This is a genomic window from Companilactobacillus zhongbaensis (assembly GCF_003946515.1).
GTDB lineage: Bacteria > Bacillota > Bacilli > Lactobacillales > Lactobacillaceae > Companilactobacillus > Companilactobacillus zhongbaensis.
The window spans coordinates 1-1,456 of the sequence record NZ_RHOM01000073.1; the positions used below are offsets into that span (position 1 = coordinate 1).

At 47.6% G+C, this 1,456-nt stretch carries 1 rRNA gene; it reads right to left on the reverse strand.

Going from position 1 to position 1,456, the window contains the following annotated elements:
* Positions 1-1,456 (reverse strand): 23S ribosomal RNA (locus EKM69_RS12180); the annotation flags it as partial.

Sequence of the window (1,456 nt, forward strand, 5' to 3'; positions counted from 1 at the left end):
GCCTTTTCACTGCGGCTGACTATCTCTAGTCAGCACCCCTTCTTCCGAAGTTACGGGGTCTTTTTGCCGAGTTCCTTAACGAGAGTTCTCTCGCTCACCTTAGTATTTTCTACTCGACTACCTGTGTCGGTTTACGGTACGGGTACATTCTCTCTGGCTAGAAGTTTTTCTTGGCAGTGTGACTATAGAACCTTCGCTACTTTAATTTCGCTCCTTATCACGCCTCGTACTTCACGAAAATAAGCATTTCACTCATTCTCATACTTAACGCTTAAACATGGATTTCCAGCACCATGCGTTCTTTATCTCCTGCGTCGCTCCTTTGCTCGTAACGATTAAATGCAGTACAGGAATCTCTACCTGTTCCCCATCGGCTACGCCTCTCGGCCTTGTCTTAGGTCCCGACTTACCCTGGGCGGACGAACCTGCCCCAGGAAACCTTAGTCATTCGGTGGATAGGATTCTCACCTATCTTTCGTTACTCATACCGGCATTCTCACTTCTAAAAGCTCCATTTGTCCTCACGGTCAAACTTCACCGCCTTTAGAACGCTCTCCTATCACGTAGTGTCTTCCACTACATCCACAGTTTCGGTACTATGCTTAGCCCCGGTAAATTTTCGGCGCAGCGTCACTCGACTAGTGAGCTATTACGCACTCTTTCAATGATGGCTGCTTCTGAGCCAACATCCTAGTTGTCTACGCAACTCCACATCCTTTTCCACTTAGCATAGATTTTGGGACCTTAACTGGTGATCTGGGCTGTTTCCCTTTCGACTACGGATCTTATCACTCGCAGTCTGACTCCCGAAGATAGATACATGGTATTCGCAGTTTATCTGGATTCAGTAACCCCTGACGGGCCCTTCGTCCAAACAGAGCTCTACCTCCATTATCCTTTCTTCGAGGCTAGCCCTAAAGCTATTTCGGAGAGAACCAGCTATCTCCAAGTTCGTTTGGAATTTCACCGCTATCCACAATTCATCCCAGCAATTTTTAACTTACACGGGTTCGGTCCTCCAGTGCGTTTTACCACACCTTCAACCTGATCATGGATAGGTCACTTGGTTTCGGGTCTACATCAACTAACTATCTCGCCCTCTTCAGACTCGCTTTCGCTCCGGCTCCATCTTTTCTGATTTAACCTCGCTAATTAACGTAACTCGCCGGTTCATTCTACAAAAGGCACGCCATCGCACTTTAATGTGCTTTGACTATTTGTAGACACACGGTTTCAGGTTCTTTTTCACTCCCCTTCCGGGGTTCTTTTCACCTTTCCCTCACGGTACTGGTTCACTATCGGTCACTAGCTAGTATTTAGCCTTACGAGATGGTCCTCGCTAATTCAACCGGAATTCCTCGTGTTCCGGCCTACTCAGGATACTGCTAAGTGCGCTCATAATTTCGCTTACGGGGCTCTCACCCTCTCTGGCCTACCTTCCCAGATAGTTCTGCTA